General features: G+C 44.8%; 28 protein-coding genes. 27 read left to right on the top strand and 1 reads right to left on the bottom strand.

Going from position 1 to position 25,004, the window contains the following annotated elements; translation table 11 throughout:
• Positions 1 to 12: 12 nt before the first annotated feature.
• Positions 13 to 1,059 carry a glycosyltransferase family 2 protein gene (locus B5Y67_RS22455; RefSeq protein WP_088228615.1) on the bottom strand — a complete coding sequence of 349 codons (1,047 nt, stop codon included), beginning with the start codon at positions 1,057 to 1,059 and terminating at the stop codon, positions 13 to 15.
• 932 nt (positions 1,060 to 1,991) lie between these two features.
• On the opposite strand from B5Y67_RS22455, the gene B5Y67_RS22450 reads away from it, so the two are divergent.
• From B5Y67_RS22450 to B5Y67_RS22320, 27 genes are all read left to right on the top strand, one after another.
• Complete coding sequence (locus B5Y67_RS22450; protein WP_088228614.1) at positions 1,992 to 4,154, top strand: chemotaxis protein CheA; 2,163 nt, start codon at positions 1,992 to 1,994, stop codon at positions 4,152 to 4,154.
• Between the two features lie 13 nt (positions 4,155 to 4,167).
• On the top strand, positions 4,168 to 4,593 hold the full coding sequence (locus B5Y67_RS22445) for a chemotaxis protein CheW (RefSeq protein ID WP_088228613.1): 426 nt from the start codon (positions 4,168 to 4,170) through the stop codon (positions 4,591 to 4,593).
• Between the two features lies 1 nt (position 4,594).
• The gene (locus B5Y67_RS22440) at positions 4,595 to 5,779 is read left to right on the top strand and encodes a chemotaxis response regulator protein-glutamate methylesterase (protein WP_088228612.1); all 1,185 of its coding nucleotides are present in this window, start codon (positions 4,595 to 4,597) and stop codon (positions 5,777 to 5,779) included.
• Positions 5,780 to 5,783: 4 nt separating this feature from the next.
• Positions 5,784 to 6,278 (top strand): flagellar basal body rod protein FlgC, encoded by a 495-nt coding sequence (flgC, locus tag B5Y67_RS22435; RefSeq protein WP_088228611.1) that lies wholly within the window; start codon positions 5,784 to 5,786, stop codon positions 6,276 to 6,278.
• A 6-nt stretch (positions 6,279 to 6,284) separates the two neighbouring features.
• On the top strand, positions 6,285 to 6,617 hold the full coding sequence (fliE, locus tag B5Y67_RS22430) for a flagellar hook-basal body complex protein FliE (protein ID WP_088228610.1): 333 nt from the start codon (positions 6,285 to 6,287) through the stop codon (positions 6,615 to 6,617).
• Positions 6,618 to 6,721: 104 nt separating this feature from the next.
• Positions 6,722 to 8,311: a flagellar basal-body MS-ring/collar protein FliF gene (gene fliF, locus B5Y67_RS22425; protein WP_088228609.1), complete on the top strand. Its 1,590-nt coding sequence runs from the start codon at positions 6,722 to 6,724 to the stop codon at positions 8,309 to 8,311.
• Between the two features lie 6 nt (positions 8,312 to 8,317).
• Positions 8,318 to 9,328: a flagellar motor switch protein FliG gene (gene fliG / locus B5Y67_RS22420; RefSeq protein ID WP_088229050.1), complete on the top strand. Its 1,011-nt coding sequence runs from the start codon at positions 8,318 to 8,320 to the stop codon at positions 9,326 to 9,328.
• The gene (locus tag B5Y67_RS22415) at positions 9,318 to 10,184 is read left to right on the top strand and encodes a FliH/SctL family protein (RefSeq protein WP_088228608.1); all 867 of its coding nucleotides are present in this window, start codon (positions 9,318 to 9,320) and stop codon (positions 10,182 to 10,184) included. Before fliG ends, B5Y67_RS22415 begins: the two co-directional genes overlap by 11 nt.
• Positions 10,141 to 11,448, top strand: coding sequence for a flagellar protein export ATPase FliI (gene fliI / locus B5Y67_RS22410; protein WP_088228607.1), 1,308 nt, complete (start codon positions 10,141 to 10,143; stop codon positions 11,446 to 11,448). The genes B5Y67_RS22415 and fliI overlap by 44 nt, the downstream gene beginning before the upstream one ends.
• A 61-nt stretch (positions 11,449 to 11,509) precedes the next feature.
• Entirely contained in the window at positions 11,510 to 11,965 is a 456-nt protein-coding gene (locus B5Y67_RS22405) for a flagellar FliJ family protein (RefSeq protein WP_088229049.1), read from the top strand.
• Positions 11,966 to 11,980: 15 nt separating this feature from the next.
• A complete protein-coding gene (locus B5Y67_RS22400) occupies positions 11,981 to 12,181 on the top strand; it encodes a flagellar FlbD family protein (protein ID WP_088228606.1) in 201 nt (66 codons plus the stop codon).
• An 8-nt stretch (positions 12,182 to 12,189) separates the two neighbouring features.
• A complete protein-coding gene (locus B5Y67_RS22395) occupies positions 12,190 to 12,618 on the top strand; it encodes a flagellar basal body-associated FliL family protein (protein WP_088228605.1) in 429 nt (142 codons plus the stop codon).
• 33 nt (positions 12,619 to 12,651) lie between these two features.
• Complete coding sequence (gene fliM, locus B5Y67_RS22390; RefSeq protein WP_088228604.1) at positions 12,652 to 13,650, top strand: flagellar motor switch protein FliM; 999 nt, start codon at positions 12,652 to 12,654, stop codon at positions 13,648 to 13,650.
• Positions 13,640 to 14,833 carry a flagellar motor switch phosphatase FliY gene (gene fliY / locus B5Y67_RS22385; RefSeq protein WP_088228603.1) on the top strand — a complete coding sequence of 398 codons (1,194 nt, stop codon included), beginning with the start codon at positions 13,640 to 13,642 and terminating at the stop codon, positions 14,831 to 14,833. The genes fliM and fliY overlap by 11 nt, the downstream gene beginning before the upstream one ends.
• A 137-nt stretch (positions 14,834 to 14,970) precedes the next feature.
• Positions 14,971 to 15,318 (top strand): response regulator, encoded by a 348-nt coding sequence (locus B5Y67_RS22380; RefSeq protein ID WP_088229048.1) that lies wholly within the window; start codon positions 14,971 to 14,973, stop codon positions 15,316 to 15,318.
• A 2-nt stretch (positions 15,319 to 15,320) separates the two neighbouring features.
• Positions 15,321 to 15,791: a flagellar biosynthetic protein FliO gene (locus B5Y67_RS22375; RefSeq protein ID WP_088228602.1), complete on the top strand. Its 471-nt coding sequence runs from the start codon at positions 15,321 to 15,323 to the stop codon at positions 15,789 to 15,791.
• Positions 15,792 to 15,856: 65 nt separating this feature from the next.
• Positions 15,857 to 16,558 carry a flagellar type III secretion system pore protein FliP gene (fliP, locus tag B5Y67_RS22370; protein ID WP_242976110.1) on the top strand — a complete coding sequence of 234 codons (702 nt, stop codon included), beginning with the start codon at positions 15,857 to 15,859 and terminating at the stop codon, positions 16,556 to 16,558.
• Positions 16,559 to 16,576: 18 nt separating this feature from the next.
• Positions 16,577 to 16,849: a flagellar biosynthesis protein FliQ gene (gene fliQ / locus B5Y67_RS22365; RefSeq protein WP_088228600.1), complete on the top strand. Its 273-nt coding sequence runs from the start codon at positions 16,577 to 16,579 to the stop codon at positions 16,847 to 16,849.
• 37 nt (positions 16,850 to 16,886) lie between these two features.
• Positions 16,887 to 17,666: a flagellar biosynthetic protein FliR gene (gene fliR / locus B5Y67_RS22360; protein ID WP_088228599.1), complete on the top strand. Its 780-nt coding sequence runs from the start codon at positions 16,887 to 16,889 to the stop codon at positions 17,664 to 17,666.
• Positions 17,663 to 18,712, top strand: coding sequence for a flagellar biosynthesis protein FlhB (gene flhB, locus B5Y67_RS22355; RefSeq protein ID WP_088228598.1), 1,050 nt, complete (start codon positions 17,663 to 17,665; stop codon positions 18,710 to 18,712). The genes fliR and flhB overlap by 4 nt, the downstream gene beginning before the upstream one ends.
• A 72-nt stretch (positions 18,713 to 18,784) precedes the next feature.
• Positions 18,785 to 20,854 (top strand): flagellar biosynthesis protein FlhA, encoded by a 2,070-nt coding sequence (flhA, locus tag B5Y67_RS22350; RefSeq protein ID WP_088228597.1) that lies wholly within the window; start codon positions 18,785 to 18,787, stop codon positions 20,852 to 20,854.
• Entirely contained in the window at positions 20,844 to 21,998 is a 1,155-nt protein-coding gene (gene flhF, locus B5Y67_RS22345; RefSeq protein ID WP_088228596.1) for a flagellar biosynthesis protein FlhF, read from the top strand. Before flhA ends, flhF begins: the two co-directional genes overlap by 11 nt.
• Positions 21,991 to 22,857, top strand: coding sequence for a MinD/ParA family protein (locus B5Y67_RS22340; RefSeq protein ID WP_170932776.1), 867 nt, complete (start codon positions 21,991 to 21,993; stop codon positions 22,855 to 22,857). The genes flhF and B5Y67_RS22340 overlap by 8 nt, the downstream gene beginning before the upstream one ends.
• A 32-nt stretch (positions 22,858 to 22,889) precedes the next feature.
• A complete protein-coding gene (locus B5Y67_RS22335; protein WP_088228594.1) occupies positions 22,890 to 23,534 on the top strand; it encodes a flagellar brake domain-containing protein in 645 nt (214 codons plus the stop codon).
• Between the two features lie 4 nt (positions 23,535 to 23,538).
• Positions 23,539 to 24,135 (top strand): chemotaxis protein CheC, encoded by a 597-nt coding sequence (locus B5Y67_RS22330; RefSeq protein WP_088228593.1) that lies wholly within the window; start codon positions 23,539 to 23,541, stop codon positions 24,133 to 24,135.
• On the top strand, positions 24,132 to 24,614 hold the full coding sequence (locus tag B5Y67_RS22325; RefSeq protein WP_088228592.1) for a chemotaxis protein CheD: 483 nt from the start codon (positions 24,132 to 24,134) through the stop codon (positions 24,612 to 24,614). The genes B5Y67_RS22330 and B5Y67_RS22325 overlap by 4 nt, the downstream gene beginning before the upstream one ends.
• Before the next feature lie 5 nt (positions 24,615 to 24,619).
• Positions 24,620 to 25,003, top strand: coding sequence for a hypothetical protein (locus B5Y67_RS22320; RefSeq protein WP_088228591.1), 384 nt, complete (start codon positions 24,620 to 24,622; stop codon positions 25,001 to 25,003).
• Position 25,004: the final 1 nt, after the last annotated feature.

Below are 25,004 nucleotides of genomic sequence, written 5' to 3'. Positions count from 1 at the left end.
CGGCAATGGTTGCTAACTAAATAGATTCCTATTAGCGGCCACTTCCGGGCTATCCGGCTTAAAAATGCCGGCCATATCATTATATTTCGCCGCTTCAGCAAGATCACCTAGTTCAATAAAACAACGACACAATTGCAAATTGGGTATAAATTGGACGTAATTTATGGACAAGTCTGCTGATGCAGCTGTTGCCGCTGTATAGTACCAGTAGACAGCCTCATTATAGTCCTTTTCTTTCATATAATAGCTGCCTAATTCACAGCAGATCTCGGCACTGGCAGCTCCTTGAATGTTTTTAGCTGCTATTTTAAAGAGATTATAGCTATCTGATTTTAGATTGAAGTACCGAGCTAAAACGCAGTGGGACAGTCGAATATCATCCTTATTCATAGTTGGTAAAGATCTGTTGAAATACTCAAAGGCGTTATAGAAATCTTCCTCGGTGCCGGCGATAAGTAATTCCCGAGCGTACATCATATGTAATCTTGAATTTAAGACGGTATTTTTAGCGGTGAGGTTCTGGAGATGTGAAAGGTCACGTGAGGCATGGCTGGTTAGAGGTTTATGCGTAATAAGAATGTCGGATTTCATTGAGTTTAAGCGACAATCTACTATTTCATGAATGGGGTCGATCCACTTAAAGGATCTAACCCGCTTAAATAGTTTTGGCCGATATTCTACATCAAAATTATAGGTGCTGCCTTTCTCTAACTGATTGCCGTATTTCATCTCTACAATTTCTACGTCTTTATCAAGGGTGGACTTTAAGCGCTTAAACTTTTCTCTGTTTTTCTCGTCGATCAGTTCATCGGCATCGGCTGCGTAAATATAATCCATGGTGGCTTTGGAGAAAGAAAAGTTTCTAGCTGCAGAAAAGTCGTCGATCCACTCAAAATCATAAATCTTAGATGTATACTGGCGGGCAATTTCTTTAGTGTTATCGACTGATCCTGTATCAATAATAACAATTTCGTCGGCGATATCATTTATGCAATTAAGGCACCTGGCAATTAGCTGCTCTTCATTCTTTACGATCATGCAAACACTGAGTGTAATCATACTTTTATCCCCTTATCCATAGTACCTTGAAATTTCTTATTAAATTTAAGCTCCGTTGCTATTGTAACATGCGCAAAAAGTAATACAACAGTATTTAGGGATTTAGAATAAAGTTCAGATTAATTTGATTGCAAAATTACAGACATTAATATAGTAGGTTGTGTCTTAATCATTGGCCATAGTTTCATCAAATTAGTAGTTCTTAAGGGGGGAGTCTAAATACCCTTTAATGCAAATAGGTTCATTAAATATATTTATAATTAAAGCCAAATGTGAACAAATCAATTTCATAATTTCAAATCACTGATATCTAGCCACTATATATAGATGCATCTTTCCAAATGCCGCTATATATAGTGGCTGATTTCGTTATAAAGTATTTAAGCAATTGATTTGAATAAATAATTTATTTAAAAAATGATTATGTGAAATCTTCAAATCATTCCATCCATACCTTTCCAATCTTGCTGATTTCTTTCTACGATATTCCTGAAAAATTTGTCGAAAAGGCTATATACGGAAAACAAAGTAGATGCTAGAATTAGTCTAACTAAAAAATTAATAATGATTTAGAAAAATACAAATTTACAATCTTATTCATTGGTGTATTGCTCTTTTGAAAGATGCGACCTGTACTATTGAATTATACCCAAAGGTCCTATATAACAGGATGCGAAAAAAGGTTTATTATTAATTCGAGCTATCATATTTAGGAAATTCATAAGAATATGTGGAGGAGTATGATAAATGATGGCGAATAAAAGTATCTGAGTTAATAATTTAAATAGAAGAGACATATATAGAAGGAACATATCTAATCCACAAGATATGTGTCGATAACTGGTGATTTACAATGTTTGCAATGTCTCGGATTAGGAAATAGAGCGAAAGTTATTAACTGTGGAATAACCTGAATGATTGAGGTGACATGGATGAGCCAGGACGATGACAAAAACCAAGGGGTTGAGTTAGGGGAATTTTTGGATTTTTATTTATTGGATTCTCAAGAACAGATTGAAAGGCTCGGAGCCGGGTTATTACAATTGGAAAAAGAGGGCGGAAATATTGGCTTAATTAACGATCTTTTCCGTTCGGCACATAGTTTGAAGGGTGCTTCAGGTACGATGGGGTTTACTCCGATTGTTGAAATAACTCATGCCGCCGAGGACTTATTGGATCGCTTAAGACAGGGGAAAATTGATGTCTCCTTGGAAATGATTGATGTTCTGCTTGCTGTGACTGACAGGGTCAAAGCTATGCTTGAACAGGTTGAGAAGCGTCAAGAGATTACATATGGATCTAAGGATTTAGTGAATTCTATGAAAGCCTTATTAAATGGGGAAACCCCTGCAGCTGCAAAGAAAACCGAGCTGATCTCTACCCATGAAGAGGAAGCGCCTGCCAGTTTTGAACCTATAGACTTTTCTCTTACTGAGCAGGAACGTGAAAAAGTTAACGATGCCCATGGTATGGGTCACGGTGTTTACGAACTTGATATCAAGCTCTCCCCTAATACTCTCATGAAGGCAGTTCGTGCCGTGATGTCCATCCAACGGCTCGAAGGAATGGGGAAGGTCATAAAGATCCTTCCGAGTGTTGAAGAGTTGGAAGCAGGACAGGCTGATGGTTTTTCTATTCTCTTTTTAAGTGATGAACCAAGTGAAGAGATTCGAAAAGAAGTTTTAGAAATCACCGACATAACAAGTGTTACGATTTTCCCCCATGTAACGGCGGAGAGTGCCGTAAAAGAACCGAAAATTTCGAATAACGAAATTGTTAATCGTGAAACCGAGAATAATGAAATTGTAAAACAGAGTGTGCCTGTTAGCCCTAATGAAAAAAGTAGATCTGCAGTAACGCCTGCTGTTCCTGAACAAGCCCAAACGCATGGGGAAAGCAGCACTCAGGTTCATACAATTCGTGTTGATACGGTAAGAATGGATAATCTTATTAACCTCGTTGGTGAGATGGTTATTACCCGGACCAGATTGGTGCAAATTGGCTTAGACTTAAAATCTCAATACAGCACGGACCCTATGGTAAATAATTTAAATGAGGCGAATGTTTACTTAGGGCGATTAATGAATGATCTGCAAGAAAGTGTTATGCGACTGCGCATGGTCGCCATTGGAACAGTCTTCAATCGTTTTCCGCGCTTGGTACGGGATCTGGCCAAAAAGACGGGTAAGGAAATCGATCTCGTGTTAAAGGGTGAAGATACTGAACTTGACAAGACTGTCGTTGAAGTCATCGGCGATCCTCTCATGCATCTCATCCGCAACTCGGTGGACCATGGTATTGAATCTCCGGAAGAACGCCGGGCAGCAGGCAAACCGGTTCACGGAACAGTTACCTTGGATGCGTATCATGATGGAAACCATATCGCTATTCTCATCTCCGATGACGGAGGCGGTTTAGATCTTGACAAAATTAAAAATATAGCACTTTCCAAGGGCCTTATCAATGAGCGGGAAGAACTCTCCGAAAATGATATCGCCAACCTCATTTTCTTGCCCGGTTTTAGTACGGCGGATAAAGTCACTGACATTTCCGGGCGGGGCGTGGGCATGGATGTTGTGAAAAAGGCCTTGAATAATCTCGGAGGAATGGTCGATATTACAACCCGCAAAGGTAAGGGAACAACCTTTACAATTCGTCTGCCCTTGACTTTAGCGATCATACAAGCTCTGCTCGTGGAAGTACGGGATGAGATATATGCTGTTCCGCTGTCCTCGGTTCTTGAGACCTTGCTGGTTAACCGTTCGGATATTAAGACTGTAGGCGGTTTGCAGATGGTTCAGCTGCGCGGCAACACCTTGCCTTTGATTTCTTTGCAAGAAAAGTTTGGCCTTCCGGATGCGGAAACTACTAATAACGAGGTTTTTGTTGTTGTTGTGGGTTTTGGAGACAAAGCGCTGGGACTTATTGTTGATGAATTGCGCGGACAACAGGAAGTTGTCATCAAGTCCCTGGGCGATTTTCTTAATAATCTGCCCGGAATTGCCGGCGCAACAATTTTAGGCGATGGCAAAGTCACGTTGATTCTTGATATAGGATCTCTTCTGCAAGACGTTTTAGTTACGAGAAAAATCTAAGGGGGAGAAAAGCATGGCTGAAGAACAATTGGTAACATTTAGTTTGGGTTCTGAAGAATTTGGCGTTGACATTATGCGCGTTCAGGAGATTATTCGAATTCCACCGATTACGCGGGTGCCTAATGCCCCGGTCTATGTGGAAGGCGTCATAAATTTACGGGGGAATGTGATCCCGGTCGTGAGCCTGTCCACTCGTTTCGGCATGGCTCGTGCAGAAGAAACGGATCTTAGCCGAATTATTGTGGTCCAAGTACAATCTAAAGTCTTCGGAATTCGTGTGGATGCCGTAACGGAAGTTTTACATTTAGATAGCGACAGTATTGAACCCCCGCCGCCGATAGCGGTAGGTGTCGATTCCCAATTCATTCGCGGAGTTGGGAAAACTGGTGAGCGCTTACTCATCCTCTTAGAACTCGACCAAATTATGGGCGGGGATTAATATGAGTGAAAGGCCAAATACATCCGTTGGGGTGCTGATCGTTGATGATTCGCCATTCATGCGTTTGACCTTACAAAAAATCCTTAATCAAAGCCCAAATATTAAGGTTTTAGATACTGCACGAGATGGGCGTGAAGGAGTTTTGAAAATCCAGTCCCTTCGTCCACAGGTAGTCACCATGGATGTCGAGATGCCTGTAATGGATGGCCTCCAGGCTTTAGACGAGGTTATGCGCTGGCAGCCGACGCCGATAATCATTTTAAGTTCTCTGACAACAGAGGGAGCACAAGCAACCTTAAAGGCTCTGGATTTAGGGGCCGTGGATGTCGTTGCTAAGCCGACAGGGACACAAGGAAATGATCTCCAGGCACTGTCGCGTGATTTAATTGAAAAAGTATTGGCAGCCGCCGGTGTTAATCCTTCTCGTCTTGGACGGAAGGGATTAACTATTAGTTCCGGAGTTTCTGGGTACAAAGGGCCTGTTAATCAAACGCCTGGAAGAAAGGTTGAATCTTCGGCCATCCTTCAATCGGGTATTCTTCCGGCAAGGGGGCAAGCTCCCCGTTCAGTTGGCATGGGAAAAAGTTCCTCTTTGCCTAAGCATGGGGTTGAGATTGTGGCGATTGGAACCTCCACGGGGGGGCCGTCAGCTTTACAAACGGTCCTTCCTTCTCTGCCCGCTAATTTTCCGGTACCTGTACTTGTAGCCCAACATATGCCTGCAGGTTTCACTGGGCCTCTCGCCCAACGCTTAAACGGACTTTGCCCATTAAATGTTAGGGAAGGCATTCACGGGGAAACTCTTAAAGCCGGTACAATTTATGTTGCACCGGCTGGGAAGCAAATGCAAGTTCAGCGTAAGTCGGGGCAGCTTGTTCTTAACATCGGAGATGAAGCTCCGATCCCTACACTTTATCATCCCTCAGTGGATGTTATGCTGCTTTCTCTGGCAAAGTCTGTAGGTAAAGGGACTTTGGGGGTCATCATGACCGGTATGGGCAATGATGGGACTAAGGGAATGAAAGAAGTTAAGGCCTCAGAAGGATTTTCTATTGCAGAATCTGAGGAGACTTGTGTCGTTTATGGTATGCCCAGGTCTGTTGTTGAAGCCGGCTTAGCTGATCGAATCGTACCGCTTGGTGAGATCGGACGATCAATTGTGGAGTGCGTTATGAAAAGGGGGTAAGGAAATGAGTCTATTTGGTTCGATGGATATCAGCTCTTCCGGGCTAACTGCTCAACGCTTGCGCATGGATTTGATTTCCAGTAACATAGCCAACATTAATACAACTCGAACGGGACAGCTGACTCCTGCCGGAAACCCTATACCCTATCAGCGGGAAGTGGCTGTGTTTGTCCCGCGTTCCCCGGCAGCATCGTTTTCTGATGTGCTTGGAGAAACAATGGGCGGGCAAAATGTTGGCAATGGAGTAGAGGTCTCCAATATTAACAGCGTTCCGGATACAGAAGCCCCCTTTCGTTTAGAGTACAACCCGGATTCGCCTGACGCTGCTAAAGTGGCTGAACCCGGAATCCCTGTAGGATATGTACGAGAGCCAAATGTAAATATTGTAACAGAAATGGTGGACATGATCTCAGCCTCCAGGGCCTATGAAGCAAACGTTACTGCTCTTAATGTCAGTAAGTCAATGGCTTCTAAAGCCTTAGAAATTGGAAAGGGGTAAGATTAAATGAGCATTTCTATAGCACCTATTTCGTCGCCAGGAATCCTGAATCCGATTTCTTCGGCAAGTACTGAGAATAAAACCGCTCTTCCTTTAGGAGATGGGGCTCAAAAGGCGGGAACGGATTTTGCCAAGTTTTTAAACGATGCTTTAGGACAGGTCAATGCTCTCCAGGACAATGCAGACAAAGCCAGCCTGCAGCTAGCGTCAGGTCAGATCCAAGACGTGTCGACAGCCATGGTGGCCTTGGAAAAAGCCAATCTGTCCTTATCTTTGACCGTTCAAGTCCGTGATAAAGTCCTTGACGCCTACCACCAAATTATGCAAATGCAAATGTAAAAAATAATGCTCTTATTTATTAATACGTATGGAATTATTGCTTTTGGTGGGTCTTTGGGGAAATATTTTTATATTTTTTAATTTTAAGGAAAGGAGTGTGAAGAATGGATTATTCTTGGGCCGGGATTAAGGCCTCGGTAAAGAATTTTTGGGATAAGCTTTCTCGGCCACAGAAAGTAATTACGGTTGTTGCTCCTCTTTTGGTCTTGATTGCGCTGGTGTCCTTACTTGCGTGGGCGAGCCGTCCGCAATATGTAGCTATTTTTACAAAACTTAGCGACACGGATGCCGGAGCGATAACGACGAAGCTTAAAGACTTGAAAGTTAATTACCAATTAGCTGATAACGGCTCCACAATTATGGTTCCTCAACAGTCAGCTGCAGACGTCCGCTTAGAACTGGCTAACGCCGGACTTCCCCAAAACAGCAAATTTAGTTTTGATTATTTGGACACAATGCACCTCGGTGAAACTGATGCCGACCGCAAATTGCGCTACACCCTTGGCTTACAAAATGAATTAGAGACTACCTTAAAAATTCTGAATGGTGTACAAGATGCTCGAGTTCAATTAGTCATGCCTGATGACTCACTCTTTGCCGATAATCAAAAAGCGGCGACCGCATCGGTAACTCTTAAAATCGCTCCGGGAAATAAACTGAGCGATGATCAAGTTCGTGCGATCGCTAATCTTATTGCAGGATCAGTTGAAGGACTGCAGACGGCTAATGTGACCATTGTGGATACTCAAGGCAATGTTCTCTCGGATGTTCTTGGTAAAAGCAATGATCCTAATCGTCTCACGGGAACTCAGTATCAGCTGGAACAAACCGTGGAGGAAAACACACGGAAATCTGTTCAAAGTATGCTGGATAGGGTACTGGGTCCAAATGCGGCAATCGTTAGGATCAATGCGGTCTTGGATTTTGATCAAATCAAACGTACCAAACAAACTTATGGCCCCGGCGCAGTCGTAAGTCAGCAAAATTCTACAGAAAACACTACGAACGGTTCTGCGGCCGGCGGAACACCAGGTGTGACGGCAAATGGAGCCCCTACCTATCAAACGGCGACACAGGGGGTATCGTCTTCGACCAAAACAACGAACACAATTAATAACCAAGTTGATTCCAGCCAAGAAGAACAAGTGGTGAGTCCAGGGGCAATAAAACGCCTTTCCGTGTCAGTGATGGCGGATTCCTCAGTCGTTACCCAGAACCAACTTAATCAAATCAAGACGGTCGTGGCATCTGCCTCCGGGATTGATCTAACTCGAGGAGATCAAATTCAAGTTGCTGCCCTTCCCTTTAATAATTCTGATTTGGATCAAGCAAAACAGGCCATGGCAAGCGCACAACAACGGCAGCAAATGATGACCTATGCCGAAATTGGGGTCGGTGTTTTACTTGGCTTAGCAGCACTCATTGCCTTTCTGGTCAGACGAGCAAAGAAAGCCCGTGCGGATAGAATGTTGGGTATGAATGGTGAACAGCCGGTAACTCTCGCTGATGCCGAACTGATGATGTCCCAAGAGTTACTGGAGCAAGAGGCGAAGGCCAAAATGGCAAAGAAACAGGTAAAAACTGAGGAAGAGATCCTCATTCAACAAACGAAAGAGGCTGTTGAACAATATTCGCAGAATAACCCGGCTGAAGTCGCTCGTCTTGTTAAGACCTGGTTAGCAGAGGAGAGTTAGATGACAATGGCTCAAGCGCAGCCTTTAACGGGAATCCAAAAAGCAGCAATTCTGATGATTTCTTTAGGTTCACAGAATTCTGCTAAAATAGTGCAAAATCTTAATGAATTAGAAATTGAAAAATTGACGTTGGAAATGTCTAATGTGGGTAAAATTACGCCGGAACAGAGGGATGAAGTTATTGAAGAATTTCACCAGATGTGTTTGGCAAATGATTATATTTCTCACGGGGGTGTAGATTACGCGCGGGAAGTGTTGGAACGGGCCCTTGGGGAGTCTAAGGCCAATGAGATTATCAGCCGTCTGGCAAGTAATCTGAAAATGCGTCCCTTTGATTTGGTGCGGCGGACAGATCCGAAACAACTGTTCTCCTTTATCCAAGGTGAGCACCCTCAGACGATTGCCCTTATTATGACCCATCTCCCTGTCGATAAAGCAGCAACCTTACTGGCCAGCCTTAGCCAAGAACGACAGGCAGATGTGGCGAAAAGAATTGCGATTATGGGTCGGACGAGCCCTGACGTGCTCAAAGAAATCGAGAAAGTTCTGGAACGGAAGATTTCCAGTCTGGCCCCGACCGATTATACAAGTTCCGGCGGGATCCAAAATATTGTTGATGTTCTTAACCGGACTGATCCCGGAACGGTTAAAGTGGTTATGGATGCTTTGGAACAAGACGATCCGGAGTTAGCAGAACAAATCAAACGACAAATGTTTGTCTTTGAAGATATTATCACTCTTGATGATCGCGGTATTCAAATGGTCTTACGTGAAGTAGATACAAAGGACTTGGGCTTGGCGCTGAAAGGGAGCAATCCCGAAGTTGTGGAAAAGGTTATGGCCAATATGTCCTCCAGGGCCGGACAGATGCTGCGGGAAGATATGGAATTCATGGGTCCGGTTCGACTGCGGGATGTGGAAGAAGCTCAGCAGCGTATCGTCAAAGTAATCCGCAAACTGGAAGAGGGCGGCGCGATCGTTATTTCAAGAGGAGGCGCAGACGAAATTGTTTACTAAAGCAGGCATCGTAAAAAGTTGGGATGTCGAGGTATCTACGCCACATCTTGTGAAATGGACTCCGAAAGCAGTCCATGCTGATCCTATTTTAAAAGAATTAAGTGGTGATGATCAGACAGCCCAGAGTTCGGCTGAGGATGAACTTCCGGAGTCTTCCCTTACGCCTGAAACGCAAGAGGCTATCAAGGTATCACTGGACCAAGCAAAGAAGGAAGCTCAGGAGATCAAGGCTAAGGCAGAAGCTGAAGCTCAAGTGATACTGAAACAAGCTGAGGCGGAAGCTGAGACTGTTCGTTCCCAAGCCCAAAATGAGGTGGAACGTTTACGCTCTGAGGTTATACAGTCAGTGAGGGCTGAAGTCTATCCAGCCGCCAAAGCAGAAGGGTATCAAGCAGGGATGGCGGAAGGCCAGGCTGAGGGGAGCCGTCTGTCCCAAAACGCAAACATGCTCTTGCAGTTGGCTCAGCATGCCGTCCAAGAGGAATATGCTAAAGTTGATGCAGAGCTGCTGCATCTGGCGATAAAAATTGCTGAACGCATCGTGAGATCGACCTTGATTGTCGAGCCCCAGAAAATGCTAAGCACGATTCAAGCTCTCACCCTCTTGCCACAGGAACGCCAAGGATGGATTCTTCATGTAGCGAAAGAAGATGCCGGCTGGCTTCAGGGATATCAATTACCTTGCCCTTGGATTGCCGATGAATCGTTAAATCAAGGTGATTGTTTCCTGGAGTGTCAGGAAGGAATCTTTGATGCCCGACTAAATGCCCAATTAGATAAATTAGAGCACACCTTACGAGAGGAGTTCAACTATGGGAGCCTGGACCTTAATGACTCAAAAGGTGGGGCAGCTTGACCCGATCTCGGCTCAAGGAAGGGTTTCCAAAATCGTGGGCCTGATGATTGAGTCAGCTGGACCAAGAGTTAGTGTCGGCGAATATTGCCATATCTTTACCCACAATGGACAGGAGATCCCGGCTGAAGTTGTTGGTTTTCGGGATTCAACCGCTCTTCTTATGCCCTTAGGAGAACTTGAAGGGATTGCTCCGGGTGATCGCGTGATCCCTCAAAGGCAAAGGCTGACAGTTCCTGTGGGTCCCGAACTTTTGGGACGTATTCTCGATGGATTGGGGCAGCCCATTGATGGACGTCCGCTGAAGACTGAAACCCCATATCCTTTGCAGAATAAGCCGCCGAACGCTCTTCTGCGTCCGCGGATTACAGATATACTTAGTGTCGGCGTCAGAACTATTGATGGACTGCTCACTATTGGCCGCGGGCAGCGGATGGGAATTTTTGCAGGTTCCGGAGTAGGCAAAAGTACCTTGCTGGGTATGATGGCCAGAAATACTGCAGCCGATGTTAATGTGATTGCTCTGGTAGGAGAACGTGGCCGTGAACTGCGGGATTTTATTGAAAAAGATTTAGGACCTGAAGGTTTGGCGCGATCCGTAATTATCGTTGCAACGTCGGATCAGCCGGCTTTAGTCCGGTTAAAAGCTGCCTTCACTGCTACAGCTGTTGCAGAATATTTTCGTGATCGAGGCAAGGACGTACTCTTAATGATGGATTCTGTAACTCGCTTTGCCATGGCTCAGCGGGAAGTGGGGCTTACTGTCGGTGAACCTCCCGCGACTCGGGGATATCCCCCTTCAGTCTTTGCGCTCCTGCCTAAATTATTAGAACGATCCGGGATGGCAGAAAAGGGGAGTATTACGGGGATTTATACGGTGCTGGTTGACGGAGACGATCATAATGAGCCTATTGCCGATTCTGTGCGCGGAATTCTTGACGGACATATCGTGTTAACCCGGGAATTGGCAATGCAAAATCACTATCCTGCCATTGATATTTTACAATCGGTGAGCCGGGTAATGAATGATGTGGCCAGCCCCTTCCATAAGGAGTTAGCCTCTCGATTGCGGGAACATTTGGCAGTTTACCGTGATGCTAAGGATTTGATTGATATTGGAGCGTACACTTCAGGGAGCAATGCTAAAATTGATTCTGCTGTGGCGCATATAGATCGGATTCAAGGCTTTGCCCGACAAGATGTCAGTGAAACCTGCGGATTTGATGATATGCTTCAGCACCTCGAGAAAATTTATGCCCAAGATTAAGAGCTTTGAAGCCTAAGAGAAGGTGATTATTGGCAAAACATTGGCTGAAAGGGTGAAGGAAGTGGCCCGATTCCATTTTCGTTTTGAGGCAAGTCAACGCCTTGCCGATCAACTTCTAGACATGGCTAAGCGGGAGTTTGCGCAAGAGATGCAGCGCTGGCAAACCTGTGTCGATGCCTTGGCAGCTCAGCGAGACATCTTTAATAATGCTTTAGAGGGTCAGAGGAGTGCAGGAATGCACTCACCGGAAGATTTAGCTATTTGGCAGAACTTCGTTTTTGAACAGCGACGTCGGCTTAAAAACCGAGAAGCAGAGAAATTAGAACAAGAAGAGATTGTGGAGAAGACACGACTTATTTTGATCGAGGCGCATCGAGAAGCAGAGAAATTCCGGCGCCTGAAAGAGAAACAACTTAAGGCATTTCTACAGAACGAATTACTTAAGGAACAAAAAATCCTCGATGAAACAGGCCAGATTCTGCACTGGCAGCAGAGAAAGCATTCTCTACAGTGCTAACGGAAGGATGAAGCTATGATTTATGTCACGCGCTTAAACGGCAAAGTCTTTGCCTTAAATTGCGACATGATAGAAACGATGGAAGAAACTCCGGATACGGTTATTACGTTGACGGGTGGAAATAAATACGTGGTATCTGAGAGTATCAAGGTTCTGATTGAACGTATCATTGAGTTTCGACACAATTGTAAACAGTTTCCAATGATTGAGGAGTGATCAAGTTAATGAATCGAAAAACCCTTATTTTCATCATTATAGCTGTTATCTTGGGGTCAGGAATCGGTGTAGGCGGGACGATTCTAGCTCAGAAAACGATCTTTAAAACTCAAAGTACTGCCAAGGTAAGTCAGCCGAAACAAGACGGACCGCTGCTATCTCTCGGTGAGTTGTTAATCAATTTGCAAGGTGGTGCCATCCTTAGAACGACAATTTCGTTGGAGGTTGTGGACGATAAAGCATTGACAGATCTCAAGGCTAAAACTGCGATTTTAAATGACAAAGTCAACTCGGTATTATTGAACAGACCCCTTGCCGATGTGCAAACTCCTGAAAATCTGGCAAAGTTAAAAACAGAATTGTTGAAGAAACTTAATGACGTTGCAAACGATAAAATTACCGATGTTTTATTTGAGAAAATAGTTTATCAGCAATAACTAGTGCAATTCTTTTATGAGAGGGGGAATTCGATGGGAGACGTCTTATCCCAAAGTGAAATTGATGCTTTGTTAAGTGCACTGTCAGATGGACAATTGAGCGCTGAAGAGATGCGGACAACTGATAATACGAAAAAGGTTCGAGTGTACGATTTTAAGCGTCCGAATAAGTTTTCAAAGGATCAGATTCATTCCCTCCAAAACATTCATGAAAATTATTGTCGCGCACTTACGAACTACCTTTCAGGAAACTTGCATTCGGCCGTTGAAAGTAAAGTTCTTTCCATTGAACAAATCACTTATGATGAATTCATACGTTCTTTACCGAGTCCGACAGTTATGGGGATTTTTACCTTGGAACCGTTGGAGGGAACTGTTTTAATGGAAGTAAGTCCTTCACTTGCTTTCACCATTGTGGATCGAATCCTGGGAGGTCAAGGACAGGCAGTCGAAAAAAACAGAGATTTAACAGAAATCGAAAAGACTCTTGTCGAACACCGTCTTACCCATATGATCAATCTAACCGAGGAGGCTTGGGCTGAAGTTTATGAATTAAAACCTCAATTCATTGCCATGGAGCCCAATCCACAGTTTGTGCAAATCGTTGCTCCTAACGAAATGGTTGTCTTAGTTACCATTGAAGTTACTGTTGGCGATACAGTTGGTATGATTGAAGTATGTTTACCCTATTTGGTGCTTGAACCTATCCTGGAAAAGTTAAGTACCTACTTCCTCTTCTCCACCAAGGCTAAAGTCAGCTCTCCGGAACAAATTGCTGCTATTCGTAAAAAAATCGAATGGGCCAAGGTGGATGTTGTTGCATTTTTGGGCCACTCTGAGATTCTTGTGAGGGATCTTCTTGAATTAGCTGTAGGGGACGTAATCCCTCTCCGGCAGGTTGTGGCGGAACCGCTTCCAATCTATGTTGGAAAGTACATGAAATTTAAGTCTAATCCGGGACTAAACGGAGACCATCTCGCCATTCAGATTACTGAAGTCATAGAGGAAGGAAGGGAAGAAGATGGGGAATGAGATTCTCTCTCAAGAAGAGATTAACGCGTTGCTGCAGGGGACTTTAGATATCGATTCAAATTCTGTCTCAAAGCCGCCTGAAGACGCTTTAAACGAAATGGAAAAGGATACTCTTGGCGAAATCGCCAACATCTCCATGGGTACCGCAGCGACTACGTTATCAATGCTCTTAGGCAAAAAGGTTGATATTACTACACCGAAAGTTGATATTACAAATTCGGAACAGATTATGAAAGATTATCCTGTTCCATCTGTGATTTGTAATGTCAAATATAAAGAGGGGATCGAGGGTTCCAACCTTTTGATTCTCTCTCAGCAAGATGGGTCAGTAATTGTCGACTTAATGATGGGCGGAGACGGAAAAAATCCGACCCCCGGCTTATCAGACCTGCAGATTAGTGGGATTTCAGAGGCTATGAATCAAATGATGGGGTCTGCAGCCACCTCCATGTCGACAATGTTTAAAGCCACCGTCGATATTACTCCACCTGATTTAGTGCTGAATGATTTGGCGGCGAACAAAGATGTCATCCATGATATCTTAATTCCTGATGAACCCCTGGTGCGGATTTCGTTCCGGATGATCGTTGAAGATGTTATTGACAGTACTTTGATTCAAGTAATTCCTCTTAGCGTTGCGCAAGGAATGGTTAATAAGTTAATGACTGCCATGAGCGGCGGTGCGGCGGCAGCAGCGGCCTCACAACCCGCACCTCCCTTGCAGAGCATGTCTAACCAGGAATCCTATCAAGCTCCGCCGTCGTCACCACCGCCATCACCATCGTCGTCTTATGAAGACACATATCCGCCGGGAGGCTACCCGCCTTATGGGGGTGGACAAATTAATACTCAAACTAGAAACCAGACCCCGGTTCAACCGGTTCAGTTTGCACCTCTGCAGCACAGTGTCATGTCGAAGCAGCCTGAAAACCTTAATTTAATTCTCGATGTGCCCTTACAAATCAGCGTCGAATTGGGCCGTGCGAAAAAAACAATTAAAGAGATCCTGGAAATGGGTCCGGGGTCAGTGGTCGAACTTGATCGCTTGGCAGGGGAAGCAGTAGATATGATTGTCAATGGTAAGCTGATCGCTAAATGTGAAGTGGTTGTCGTCAATGAAACCTTTGGTATTCGTATTACTGATATTGTTCAGCCGACGGAACGGATTTCGCTGAAATCTTAGGCAAGAGTATTATAAGATGATGCTAACGCATACTGGAGAAATGTTTTATCCATAAAAACAAATTTATGAAGATGGAAAATGTAAAAAAGTTAATGGATTTTTAATGAATAAAGGAGGAAAATTGTGTGAGTTCTGTAATGATCGTTGATGATGCTGCTTTTATGCGTATGATGTTGAAGGATATTTTGACTAAGAATGGGGTTAACGTAGCTGGTGAGGCAGAAAATGGGGCTATTGCCGTGGAAAAGTATATGGAACTGCAACCGGATTTAACAATTATGGACATTACAATGCCGGAAATGGATGGACTTCAGGCAGTTAAGGAAATCATTAAGCGGGATCCGAAGGCTAAGATCATTATGTGCAGTGCTATGGGCCAGCAATCTATGGTCATTGAAGCTATTCAATCCGGGGCGAAAGATTTTGTCGTCAAGCCCTTTCAAGCTGATCGTGTCGTTGAGGCTGTCACAAAGGCGTTGAAATAGTCATGTTCAACCAAGACCAACCGCTTCCTTCAAGTGGCAGCATTACGCCTGTAGCACAATCCAGCCCCTCCATGTGGGGACTTATAGGAACGTTTGTGGTTTTTCTCTTAATCTTGCTTGTGTCACTTTGGATTATTCGACGTCTCAACCAGGCGAAGATTCGAAGCCTCAATGCTCCCTGGGCCAGGGTTCTTGACCGCCAGGTCTTAAGCGGACAACAAAGCTTATACCTGGTCGAAATTGCAGGTCAATTACAGGTCTTGGGGGGATCTGACCATCATCTCCTTAAGCTCAGTGAGATTAATGATCCTGAGGTTGCTGCAGAAATTTTGGAAGAGATTGCTTCACGCCCAGTTGAAAAAGTTGAGGGTTGGATTATGAATTTGGCAAAGCTTTGGCGCAGAAGACATCTCCGCCGGAAGGGGATTTTTCCGGAAGAATTAGATCGTTTGCTTGAGGAGGCCGAAAAATAATGCATTCTTCAAACAGACTTCGGAAATTGTTCGTGCGGGGAATTCCTTTGGGTTTAGCTCTGGGTATGGGGATGTTGGCGAATCCGCAAAATGCTTTTGCGGCTGGAGTTACCTTGGATCTTGGAACGTCTACCTCACAGCAAATGGGGACATCTCTGCAATTATTGATGGCCTTGACGGTCTTAACATTGGCACCGTCAATTCTCATGCTGATGACCTCCTTTACACGAATTGTAATCGTGTTGTCCTTTGTCCGCAATGCCCTGGGAACCCAGCAGCTCCCTCCCAACCAGGTTTTAGTGGGATTGGCCTTATTCCTGTCATTCTTTGTTATGGCTCCGACCTGGAACCAGATTAATACCAATGCCATTCAGCCCTATATGAAAAATCAGATTACCCAAACTGAAGCCTTAACCAAAGCTGAGGAGCCCTTAAGAGATTTCATGTTTAAGCAGACTCGGGAAAAAGATCTGGAGCTTTTCGTAGGACTGGCTAAAATGGAGCGTCCCAAAACCTATCGTGATATTCCGACCTATGTTCTCATTCCTGCTTTTGTAATCAGCGAATTAAAAACAGCCTTTCAAATGGGATTTGCCATCTTTATTCCCTTTATGGTTATCGATATGATCGTTTCCAGTACGCTCATGTCTATCGGCATGATGATGCTGCCCCCGATGATGATCTCTTTGCCCTTTAAAATACTCCTATTTGTTCTCGTGGATGGCTGGCATTTAGTCGTGCAGTCCCTGGTAACCAGTTTTAAATAAGGAAAAGGAGAACGTGATGTGAGTCAGAATACAGTGCTATATTTAGCCAAAGAAGCTCTCGGAACAGTGATTCTCGTGGGCGGACCTGTCCTTGGCGCCAGCTTGATCGTAGGTCTTTTGGTCAGCATCTTTCAGTCTATGACTCAAATCCAGGAACAAACCCTTTCCTTCATTCCTAAAGTAATTGCGGTAATTGCCGTTCTTCTTCTGCTGGGTCCCTGGATGTTGTCTGTCATCACAGCCTTTACCACAAATTTGCTGAATCAGCTGGCTTCATTTGGGAATTTATAGAGCCTTGAAAATTACGTCTGACACTGGAGGGAAGAAATTGAGTCTAGCGCAGATTCTCCAATGGAACCTCTCCTTATTTTTACTGATTCTTTCTCGTTGGGCTGGAATGATAATCTTGGCTCCAGTATTTGGCGCCAGAGGTGTTCCGGCACTTATAAAGCTCAGTTTGGCAGGTTGTTTTACAGTGATTGTCTACCCTTTGATCTTGGCCACCCATCCGGCAATTCCCAGTGAACTATTGCCTTACGTAGCAGTTGTTATTAAGGAAGTTTTTGTGGGACTGGTTATTGGCTATGTTATTTATTTACTAACTGCAATATTTCAGGGTGCAGGGCAGCTTATAGATTTTCAGATGGGTTTTTCAGTAGCTTCAGCCATAGACCCGGTTTTTGGGGCACAAAGCCCTATGATGGGCAACTTTCAAATGGTTTTAGTAACGATGCTTTTATTAGCGACGAATGCTCACCATTATCTGATTGCTGCTATGGTCAAGAGTTATGCATATATCCCTCTTAACCCGTCAAAACTGCCTAGTGATTATCTTTATTACGTCGGGCTTGTTGCCCATGTCTTCTCTTTATCCGCACAAATTGCTTTGCCAGTGTTAGGGGCCCTTGTTGTTTCAGATATCGGGGTGGGTCTTTTGATGAGAACCGTGCCCCAATTTAATATTTTTTCCGTCGTTTTTCCCGTAAAGGTCATCTTCGGACTTATTATTTTATTACTTACCGTACCTTTTTTTGGTGAAGCTGTTTCTCATCTCTTCAATACCGACATGACCTGGCTCTTGAATCTTTATCAGGGGTGGAAGCAGTGAGTGAGAAAAAACATCCGGCTACTGCCAAACGACGCAGCGAAGCGCGTAAAAAAGGTCAGATTTTCAAGAGTCAGGAAGTTATATCTTCCTTTATGCTTTTAAGCATTGTGGCGGTTCTCAAGTTCTGGCTTCCGGTTATGCTGCAGCGTATGGCGGAACTCTTCCCCTATGTTTTGAACCTTTCATCCGAATGGACTGCGAGTTCTGTTGCCAGCCTCATGGTTAACCTTCTGTGGATTGGGATTCAAATCGTGGGGCCAATTTTAGCTGCCGGCTTTGTCGTTGCTTTAGCAGCCAATTATCTTCAAGTAGGGATTCTGTTTACCTTTGAACCCCTGAAACCGCAAATTTCCCGCTTAAGTCCCATCGGTGGCGCAAAACGAATGTTTGGCGTCAAGGCTTGGGTTGAATTAGCGAAATCAATGACGAAAGTAATTCTTATTGGCTATTTCTTATATGCAAGTGTTCGTGACAGACTTCAGATCTATCCTGCTCTTCAGCAACTGGACCTGGGGCAGGGGGCGGTTTTTTTAGGTCAGGCTTTGCTGGAACTCGGTTGGAAAATCTCAATTGCCTTTTTCGGCTTAGCAATTTTGGACTATCTTTATCAGCGCTGGGATCATGAAAAACAATTACGTATGTCCCATGAAGAATTGAAACAAGAATTTAAGCAAACCGAGGGTAATCCAGAGCTCAAAAGGGAAATCAAGAGAAAACAGCGTGCTTTAGCTTTGAGCCGGATGATGCAGGATATGAAAAAGGCTGATGTTGTCATCACCAACCCGACGCATTTTGCAGTTGCCCTGCGCTATGATTTGCAGGTGCAGAGCGCACCTTACGTTGTTGCCAAAGGGCAAGATGAAATCGCTTTGCGGATGCGGGAATTGGCCAAAGACTATGGCCTTGTAATTATGGAAAATAAACCCTTAGCTCGGGCTCTCTACGCTCAAGTGGAGATTGGGCAGGGGATTCCGGAAGAACTATACAAGGCTGTTGCCGAAGTCCTGGCTTTTGTTTATCGTTTGAAGAAAAGGAAACGAGCATAAGGATGACTGAAATAAAATTGCAGCCCCTTACAGTTTTATTTCAATCATGAATCGTTAAAGGAGGAACCTTTTTTGGCCGTATCGATGAAACGCCGGTTATTAAATAATACGGACGTTATAGCAGCAATCGGGATGGTAGGCATCGTGGTCATGATGGTTATCCCCCTGCCGGCAGCCTTATTGGATCTGTTAATTACTCTCAATATTACGGGATCAGTCCTCACTTTAATGATTGCCTTTTTTGCCAAGGAACCTTTAGAGTTTTCAGCTCTCCCTTCCTTATTATTGACCATGACCTTGTTTCGGCTGTCCTTAAATATCTCGACAACACGCCTTGTCCTTCTTGACGGTTATGCCGGACAAGTCATCCAGCAGTTTGGACAATTCGTCATTCGCGGCAACCCAGTTGTCGGTTTTGTCGTCTTCTTTATTCTGGTGATTGTGCAATTTATTGTTATCACCAAAGGCGCTGAACGTGTTTCGGAAGTGGCTGCTCGTTTTACCTTGGATGCAATGCCCGGAAAGCAGATGTCCATTGATGCAGACCTTAACGCCGGGATGATTAACGAACAGCAGGCCCGTGAACGACGAAAAGGTATTCAGCGGGAAGCTGACTTCTATGGAGCTATGGATGGCTCGACGAAGTTTATAAAAGGGGATGCTATCGCTGCTATTATCATTTTGGTTGTTAATATCCTGGGAGGTTTTATTATTGGTGTGGCCATGCAAGGTCTGCCTTTGCTTGATGCCCTGAACAAATACACGATTCTGACCATCGGAGACGGCCTGGTTTCCCAGATACCGGCGTTGTTAATCTCTACAGCGACAGGCCTTATTGTGACTCGGGCAGCCTCAGAAAACAATTTAGGCCAGGATTTGAGCAAACAGTTGTTTCAAAATCCTAAGACGCTCTTTATTACAGCCGGAGTTTTGTTAACCTTAGCTCTCCTTGGCTTACCGCCCATCCCCATGATTACCGTAGCAGCATTTTTGGTTTTTGCCGGGTTGGCAATCCGAAAAAATTCCAAGGTTTCTGTTGTTAAGGAAACTGTTGCCGCCCGGGAATCGGAGCTTGCTGAGAGCAAAAAACCGGAAAATGTCCTGAACCTTCTGCAGGTTGACCATATGGAACTGGAACTTGGCTATGCCCTGGTTGCTTTAGTTGATGTTCAGCAGGGAGGAGATTTGCTGGACAGAATCGTGCTGATTCGCCGGCAAATAGCCAGCGAGCTTGGGTTTATTGTTCCGGTGATTCGGGTTCGCGACAATATGAACTTACAGCCTAATCAATACGTCATTAAGATCAGGGGAGCGGAAATTGCTGCCGGTGAGATCCAGGCCGATCATTATATGGCCATGAGCAGCGGGATGGATGACGATGCTATTCCGGGAACGCCGACTAAGGATCCGGCCTTTGGACTTGAAGCGAAATGGATCAATGCCATGTTCCGCGAACAGGCAGAGCTTAAGGGCTGGATGGTTGTTGATGCTCCGACAGTTTTAGCCACCCATCTTACGGAAGTCATTAAGACGAATGCCTGGGAGATTCTCAATCGCCAGGATGTAAAAACGCTTATCGATCATGCCAAGGAACAAGCTCCTGCCGTGGTCGAAGAGCTCATTCCAGACATGCTCAGTCTGGGACAAGTTCAGAAAGTCCTGGCGAACCTATTGCGAGAAAGAGTTTCCATTCGTGATATGGTTACAATCTTAGAAACCTTAGCCGATCAAGCCCAGACAACTAAAGATATTGACCGTCTGACGGAACATGTAAGACAGGGATTAGCGCGTCAGATCACGCAGCCCCTGGTTGGCAAAGATAAAACCTTGTCTGTCCTGACATTGGACCCGAAAAGCGAGCAGCAAATTCTCGACAGTATTCAGCCCTCAGATTATGGCTCTTTCTTAGCACTTGATCCGAAGATATTACAAGTCTTTGCCCAAAATCTTTCGCGAGAGGTGGAAAAATTTATGCTTAAAGGGCTTACACCCGTGTTGGTTTGTGCTCCGCTCGTCAGAATTAACATCAAACGAGTTACTGAGCGGCAGCTTCCACATCTCATTGTACTTTCATATAACGAATTGGTCCAAGGTATACAAGTTCAAGCAATAGGAATGGTGGGGATGGATCGTGCGAGTTAGGCGGTTTGTAGGTGATAACGTTGCCGAAACCATGGGGAAAGTTAAACGGGAACTTGGATCAGAAGCCGTCATTCTTCAGACCCGCGAATTTCGCGAAGGAGGCTTTCTCGGTTTCTTTGGCACGATGAAGGTTGAAATTACGGCAGCTATCGAGGATAAACCGGCTCTTAGTCTGGACACTCCAAGATATGAATTTAAGCGCGAGGAGGAAAGAGCAAGCAAAGTTCCTCCGGTTTCAGATACTCCAGGCCAACAGGAAACCTTGCAAAATGATTTAAAGTCCATGCATATATTATTGGAAAAATTAAATCAGCAGATCGAGGTTCTGGGAAGCGAAAAAAAGGTTTGGCCTTCGGTTCTGCAAAAATGGGCAGATCGTCTCCAAAACCGAGGAGTCAGTGAAGCTTTGATTATGCGCCTGATCGGACATGTACAACAAATTCTGCCGGAAAACCAATGGGAAAACGACAGCCAGGTATACGCCCGGATTGAAGCAGAAATGAGACAAATCTGTGGAGCAACGGGTCCGATCCAGGCAGATAGGGAGAAACCGCAGGTCATTGCTCTCATTGGTCCGACAGGCGTCGGCAAAACAACAACGATTGGAAAACTGGCGGCGGGTTTTAGTATTGTTGATAAGCGGAATGTTGCCTTGATCACGGCAGATACTTATCGTGTTGCAGCTGTCGAGCAAATCAAAACCTTTGGTGAGATTATTGGAGTGCCCGTGGATGTCGTGATGACACCCTCTGAACTTCAGGTGGCCATGAACCGTCATAAGGATAAGGATTTAATATTTGTTGATACCGCAGGTCGAAGTCCCCACCATGATTTGCACATGTCGGAATTGAGAGCTTTTTTGAAAAAGGCAAATCCTGATTACACAATGCTTGTTATGAGTGCGACGACACAGCTTGCGGATCAGTTAAAGATCTATCAACGTTTCAAAGACTTGTCGACACATTTTATTTTTACGAAGCTCGATGAGACCGAGAGTCCTGGAATGATTTTGAATTTCCTGGATCAGTCAAAACTCCCGACAGCCTATTTGACAAACGGTCAAAATGTCCCGGATGATATTGTTGCTGCTAACTCGAATCGGTTGGTACGCTTTGTGTTTGGAGAGGAGAAGCGCTGTGAATGATCAAGCTAGCGCCTTGCGTAAGTTGGTCTCGAATGAAAAACACGAACAAACGAAAATGAGAGTTCTTGCTGTAACCAGCGGCAAAGGAGGGGCAGGGAAAACTAATTTCACGGTTAACGTTGCTTTAGCCTTAGCTGGATACGGAAAACGCGTCATTATTCTTGACGGAGATTTAGGTCTTGCCAATGTTGATATTTCGTTTGGCCTTACAGCTAAGTATACGATTGAACATTTATTGGCCGGAGAAAAATCCATCGAGCAGATTCTCCTTCCGGGTCCTCAGGGAATTATGATCATTCCGGGCGGAGCCGGAGTCCAGGACCTCGCCAACATGGAAAGAGACAAGATTGCTAATGTAATAACGAATCTTGGACGGCTGGAGGGGTTAGCTGATGTGCTGCTTATAGATACGGGAGCGGGGATTGGGCACACGGTAACCAACTTTCTGAGAGGAGCTGAAGAGATTATCCTCCTGACAACGCCGGAACCTACGGCTTTGATTGATGCTTACGGTGTACTTAAAACCTTGAATAAAGAAGCAATAAAGGTACCAACGCATGTTGTTGCCAACAGGGTACGAACAGAAAGTGAAGCACAGGCCACCTTTATGCGCCTGGAAACTGCAGCGAATAGGTTCCTCCAGGAATCGATTGATTCCTGGGGCTGGGTTTATGATGATCCTTTAATGGGCCGAGCCGTGATGCAGCAGGTTCCTTTGGGAATCGGCTATCCTGAAAGCTCAGCCTATCGCTGCATACAGTGGATTGCCAGTACGATTATTGGGGCAAACAATCATCCGCCTCGTCAAGTTGAGGGAATCAAGGGTTTTTTGAGTAAATTGCTTCGTTCCCATTCGTAAGGCCAAGTCAATAAGTTAAAGGGGGGATGATTTTGTCATATAGTGAGAAGCTTGCACACGGTCTTGCTATTGATCTTGTCGTATATGATGGAGAATATTGTGGAAAATATCGAAGCCGCATTGAGGAAGTAGGAGAAAAAATTCTCACAGTAGGCGTACCTTACGAAAAGGGCGAAGTTGTGCCCCTGCGAGAAGGGACGAAGGTTGTTATCACGTTTTGGGATAATTTCTCAGCCTATGAGTTTGAAGGAGAGATTATGCAGCGGATTGCGGTTCCCATACCGCTTCTCGTTTTAAAATTCCCGGATTCCATTACCAAGGTTCAGCGTCGTAATTATGTTCGAGTACCTGCCTCCTTTTCTCTTTCCTTCAGAACTGTGACCGATGAAGGGTTAAGTGATCTTTCCAGAGGTACGATGGTTGATCTAAGCGGCGGGGGTGTACGTTTCATTACCGATGAGACGGTGGAGAATAAAGCACTGCTTTATATTCTCTTAGGTCTTCCTAACGGTGAAATTCAGACTTCAGGCCGTGTTTGCCGGACAGCGAAGAGCGAAGAAACTAAGCGCTATGATGTTACTGTCGAGTTTAGCGATCTTTCAGAACGAGAAAGAGACCATATCATTCGTTGTGTTTTTGAACGACAAAGAGAGATGCGAAAGAAAGGGTTGATGTAGAACTATGGAAGTCACACAGTGCCAACTGGATGCCTTGCGTGAAATCGGAAATATTGGTTCCGGCCATGCTGCTACGGCCTTATCTACCCTCTTACAACGACGGATCGATATGTCTGTACCAGAAGTCTGGGCGGTTCCCTTTGAACAAATTACGGCTATCGTGGGACAATTGGACACCCCTCAGGCGGTTGTCTATGTCAAAGTTGAAGGGGCTGCTCCCGGGAAAGCGGTTTTTTTCTTCCCTGTCGAAAGTGCTGGGGTTGTCGTTCAGGCTCTTTTCGGGACCAGCGAAGAAAGGGATCTCTTCAGCGATGAGATGGCACAGTCGGCTTTAAAAGAGGTTGGAAACATCTTGGTGAGTTCTTTTCTGATTGCTCTAACCGAGTTTTCAGGTATCCCTCTTCAAGCCTCAGTGCCAGCACTGTCCGTAGATATGATAGGGGCACTTTTAGACGCGATTTTTCTCGAGGAAGGGACGTTGGATGATACGGTATTGTTTATAGATACGCAGCTTTCCGGATTGCCAAAAATTGAAGGACAATTCATCTTTCTGCCCGATGAAGGTTCTTTGGAAAAATTATTAGGGGCAATGGGATTATGAGTGGGATTATCACTGTCGGCATGGCTGATTATAAAACTGCGAAATCTCCGGATCTTTTGATGACTGCCGGATTAGGATCTTGCATCGGAATTTGTGTCTATGACCAAGCTCTAAAATTGGGTGGAATGGCTCATATTATGCTGCCTTCGTCAACAGGAAGTCAAGGCGGGAACCCGATGAAATATGCAGATACTGCTCTGGAGCTAATGTTGAGACAAATCTTAGATATGGGAGCAAGCCAATCTCGTCTTAAAGCTAAAATAGCCGGCGGCGCACAGATGTTTTCGTTTCCGGGAAAAACTCCTGTTCTCAAGATCGGAGATCGCAATGCCGAAGCTGTAGAACAAGAATTGAAAAAACACAGAATTCCTCTGCTGGTTGCTGATGTTGGCGGAAGTTTTGGCAGAACGATCCATTTTGATGTGGCAACCGGGGAATTACGCATTCGAACCATTAATCATGGGGAAAAGGTGGTTTAGTGACCATGAAAAGCAACCCGAATTTCACGGTCTGGTTGATGCGCATTTCCCTTATAGTTGCTCTGATTGTTGCTTTACTTAGTTGGCTGAATGGAGTACAGATTTTTAATGTCATTGTTCGGGCGGGAGTTTCTTTTGGGATAATTTTCCTTCTGCTTATAGGAACCTTGAGAGCCTTTGAGAAGACTGCTTTGCCGGAACCTGCACCGGATAAGGACGAGGCAGGACGCGGCGGTTTAGTTGATATTTCCGTCGGAGAGGATGATCTTACATCATTGATGCAAAGTTCTGATGTTCCCGGGCAGGTTGACAAAGATTTAAGTTTAGGCTTACCGGACAGCAAGAAACAAGCCGATATTATACGTCGAATGGGTTGGGGAGGTGAGTAGA

Origin of the sequence: Desulfosporosinus sp. FKB, assembly GCF_002196705.1 — a bacterium.
Classification (GTDB): domain Bacteria; phylum Bacillota; class Desulfitobacteriia; order Desulfitobacteriales; family Desulfitobacteriaceae; genus Desulfosporosinus.
The sequence above is the reverse complement of the archived record's forward strand: the minus strand, read 5'-3'. Positions and strand labels throughout refer to the sequence as shown.

Coding starts and splice junctions, on each gene's coding strand:
- B5Y67_RS22455 (WP_088228615.1), bottom strand. CDS start 1,059: ATGATTACACTCAGTGTTTGCATGATCGTAAAGAATGAAGAGCAGCTA.
- B5Y67_RS22450 (WP_088228614.1), top strand. CDS start 1,992: ATGAGCCAGGACGATGACAAAAACCAAGGGGTTGAGTTAGGGGAATTT.
- B5Y67_RS22445 (WP_088228613.1), top strand. CDS start 4,168: ATGGCTGAAGAACAATTGGTAACATTTAGTTTGGGTTCTGAAGAATTT.
- B5Y67_RS22440 (WP_088228612.1), top strand. CDS start 4,595: ATGAGTGAAAGGCCAAATACATCCGTTGGGGTGCTGATCGTTGATGAT.
- flgC (WP_088228611.1), top strand. CDS start 5,784: ATGAGTCTATTTGGTTCGATGGATATCAGCTCTTCCGGGCTAACTGCT.
- fliE (WP_088228610.1), top strand. CDS start 6,285: ATGAGCATTTCTATAGCACCTATTTCGTCGCCAGGAATCCTGAATCCG.
- fliF (WP_088228609.1), top strand. CDS start 6,722: ATGGATTATTCTTGGGCCGGGATTAAGGCCTCGGTAAAGAATTTTTGG.
- fliG (WP_088229050.1), top strand. CDS start 8,318: ATGGCTCAAGCGCAGCCTTTAACGGGAATCCAAAAAGCAGCAATTCTG.
- fliI (WP_088228607.1), top strand. CDS start 10,141: ATGGGAGCCTGGACCTTAATGACTCAAAAGGTGGGGCAGCTTGACCCG.
- B5Y67_RS22400 (WP_088228606.1), top strand. CDS start 11,981: ATGATTTATGTCACGCGCTTAAACGGCAAAGTCTTTGCCTTAAATTGC.
- B5Y67_RS22395 (WP_088228605.1), top strand. CDS start 12,190: ATGAATCGAAAAACCCTTATTTTCATCATTATAGCTGTTATCTTGGGG.
- fliM (WP_088228604.1), top strand. CDS start 12,652: ATGGGAGACGTCTTATCCCAAAGTGAAATTGATGCTTTGTTAAGTGCA.
- fliY (WP_088228603.1), top strand. CDS start 13,640: ATGGGGAATGAGATTCTCTCTCAAGAAGAGATTAACGCGTTGCTGCAG.
- B5Y67_RS22380 (WP_088229048.1), top strand. CDS start 14,971: ATGATCGTTGATGATGCTGCTTTTATGCGTATGATGTTGAAGGATATT.
- B5Y67_RS22375 (WP_088228602.1), top strand. CDS start 15,321: ATGTTCAACCAAGACCAACCGCTTCCTTCAAGTGGCAGCATTACGCCT.
- fliP (WP_242976110.1), top strand. CDS start 15,857: ATGGGGATGTTGGCGAATCCGCAAAATGCTTTTGCGGCTGGAGTTACC.
- B5Y67_RS22330 (WP_088228593.1), top strand. CDS start 23,539: ATGGAAGTCACACAGTGCCAACTGGATGCCTTGCGTGAAATCGGAAAT.
- B5Y67_RS22325 (WP_088228592.1), top strand. CDS start 24,132: ATGAGTGGGATTATCACTGTCGGCATGGCTGATTATAAAACTGCGAAA.
- B5Y67_RS22320 (WP_088228591.1), top strand. CDS start 24,620: ATGAAAAGCAACCCGAATTTCACGGTCTGGTTGATGCGCATTTCCCTT.